We start from the raw sequence: 2,485 nt of genomic DNA, 5'->3' as shown, positions 1-2,485 counted from the left end.
GCCTCGGCCTGGACCAGCACGACGATCGCGATCGCGACGATCAATGCGGTGAGCCAGCCGTGCTCCAGGAGGGTGACCGCGACGGCGAGCGCGCCGGTGATCGTCAGGCCGACCAGCGGGATGAACGAGCCGAGGAAGATCAGTACGCCGAGTGCGGCGGCTAGCGGGACGCGCAGCACGAGCAGCAAGATGGTGATCGTCACGCCGTGGAACAAGGCGATCAACAGTTGGCCGCGCATGTAGCCGCCGAACGTGCGCCAGCCGGCCCGTCCGCCGTGGTCGAGCCGCTCGTGCGCCGCGCGGGGGAACAGCCGGACCACCCAGGCCCAGACCAGCTGCCCGTCCCGGAGTAGGTAGAAGGTCACCAGCAAGATCAGCAGCAGCGCGGCGATGCCCTCGGTGACGGCGCGCACGGTGCTGATCGCGCCGCTGATCAGCTGGCCCTGGTGTGCCTTGATGGTTGCCGTGAGGTTGTTGGTGATCTTGTCCAGGTCGGCGGATTTCAGGTGCAGCGGCCCGGTCTCCAGCCAGTGCTTCGCGTGTGTGATCAACCGGGTTATGTCCAATGCCATTCAGATAAGACTCGGGCGGGACTTTTCGAAGTTGTAGCCTACCAAATTTGGTAGGGCAGGCTATTTGCATCCGCGTCCGTGCATTTGACACGCGCGATTCCGCAGCACGTATTCGGCGTTCGATGGGGATAGCTTCTGCGTCGTGTCGGGTGATACGAATGAGCAGGAACCGCGTGCAGGTCGGCTTTCGGACTTCCTGAGTTTAGGCATCGTCGCGCGGATTTACCCGCGGGGCCTGGTCGATCAGGTACTGCTGGAAACAAGACGCACAGAAAAGCGACAACGGCTGCTGCCGGCCCGGCTGGTGGTGTATTACGTGATCGCGTTGGCGTTGTTCTTCGGCGAGGCCTACGAAGAAGTCATGCGTAAAATGGTCGGCGGGCTACGGCTTGTGTCGGCGTGGGAGCGGGCCTGGAAGGTACCGACCGCGTCGGCGTTGTGCCAGGCCCGGCAACGCCTCGGTGAGGAGCCGGTGCGGGAGTTGTTCGACCGCGCCGCCAGGCCGCTGGCCACGGCGTCGACGATCGGCGCGTGGCTTTCCCACCGGTGGCGGTTGATGGCCGTCGACGGGGTCACTCTCGACCTGCCCGACACGCCGGAGAACGAGCAGGCGTTCGGCCGGCCGTCCTCGCGTACCGGGCAGGGTGGGGCGTTCCCGCAAGTCCGGGTCGTGGGGCTGGGTGAGTGCGGCACGCACGCGATCGTCGCCGCCGAACTCGGCCCGATCCGCACCGGAGAGCGGGAGCTGGCCGACGGCGTGCTGCCCGCCCTCGAGCAGGACATGCTGGTGATCTTCGACCGCGGCTTCTTCAGCTACGAGTTCTTCGCCGCCGCCCGCGCCACCGGCGCGGACCTGCTGTTCCGGGTCAGCTCCCAGCTGAAACTGCCGATGCTGCAGCGGTTCGCCGACGGCTCCTACCTCTCGGTGATCAGTCCGAAAGGGGTGCCTACCCCGACCGAGCTGGGCCAGGCCCGCTGGCGGGTCGCCAACCGACAAGCGGCCTTCGTCCGCGTCGTCGACTACCAGATCACCGACCGCCCCGACGCCGAGACCTACCGGATCATCACCACCATCACCGACTGGCAACAGGCGCTCTCCGGCGATTTGGCCGCCGCCTACCACCAGCGGTGGGAATTCGAAATCGCCCTCGACGAAATCGAGACTCACCAGATCGCACACACCCGGGTGCTCCGCTCCAAATCCCCGGAAATGGTCCGGCAAGAAATCTGGGGCATCCTCCTCGCCCATTACGCGATCAGAGCTTTGATGGTCGAAGCCGCGCACGACGCCGACATCGACCCCGACCGGCTCTCATTCATAAACTCGCTACGAGTGATCCGCCGCGAAGCCGATGGCGCCGCGGATTTTCCCCCCTCACAGCAGTAGCGACGCCGCCCGCCGCCGCGTCCTCGCCGAAATCCTCGAACACCCGCTCCCCGAACGCCGACATCGCAGCTACCCGCGAGTGATCAAACGCTACGGCCCCTGCTACCGGCCCATCAAACGCCGACAGCACCACCAGATCCTCTACGACAGACCCGCCACCGTCGAAGTCACCGCCGCGTAATTTAACGGTGTGCGGCCCCCCGTTTTTCGGTCCAGTTCGAGTGGGAGCATCCCGTCGGATGAGAGGACCGGTGTGAGTTCCTGATGGCTCGGACGCAGAGGTTCACGGCAGAGCAGATCGTGGCGAAATTGCGCGAGGCGGAGTCGCTGCAAGCTCGCGGCGCGACGATCCCGGCGGTGTGTAAGAAGCTCGCGATCAGCGAGCAGACCTTCTACCGGTGGCGCACGAAGTACGGCGCACTGAAGGAGGACGAGGCGCATCGGCTCAAGGCGCTGGAGGCGGAGAACGCGCGGTTGAAGAAGATCGTGGCGGAGCAGGCGCTGGACATCAGCATGCTCAAGGAGG

At 65.6% G+C, this 2,485-nt stretch carries 4 protein-coding genes; 3 read left to right on the top strand and 1 reads right to left on the bottom strand.

The window, feature by feature from the left end:
* Positions 1-572 (bottom strand): AI-2E family transporter (locus ACFE99_RS24950; RefSeq protein ID WP_375489538.1); only part of this gene is annotated, 572 nt, incomplete at its 3' end.
* 142 nt (positions 573-714) lie between these two features.
* Between ACFE99_RS24950 and ACFE99_RS24945 the strand changes: the two genes are divergently transcribed.
* The 3 genes from ACFE99_RS24945 to ACFE99_RS24935 form a co-directional block, all read left to right on the top strand.
* The gene (locus tag ACFE99_RS24945) at positions 715-1,959 is read left to right on the top strand and encodes an IS4 family transposase (protein ID WP_375489536.1); all 1,245 of its coding nucleotides are present in this window, start codon (positions 715-717) and stop codon (positions 1,957-1,959) included.
* Positions 1,925-2,140 carry a hypothetical protein gene (locus tag ACFE99_RS24940; RefSeq protein WP_375489534.1) on the top strand — a complete coding sequence of 72 codons (216 nt, stop codon included), beginning with the start codon at positions 1,925-1,927 and terminating at the stop codon, positions 2,138-2,140. The genes ACFE99_RS24945 and ACFE99_RS24940 overlap by 35 nt, the downstream gene beginning before the upstream one ends.
* Before the next feature lie 119 nt (positions 2,141-2,259).
* Positions 2,260-2,485: transposase (locus ACFE99_RS24935; protein ID WP_375489532.1), on the top strand; the 226-nt coding region annotated here is incomplete at its 3' end.

This window comes from uncultured Mycobacterium sp., assembly GCF_964249325.1.
Taxonomy (GTDB): Bacteria; Actinomycetota; Actinomycetes; order Mycobacteriales; family Mycobacteriaceae; genus Mycobacterium.
Note: the sequence above shows the minus strand (reverse complement) of the source record. Positions and strands in the feature narration are given on the sequence as shown.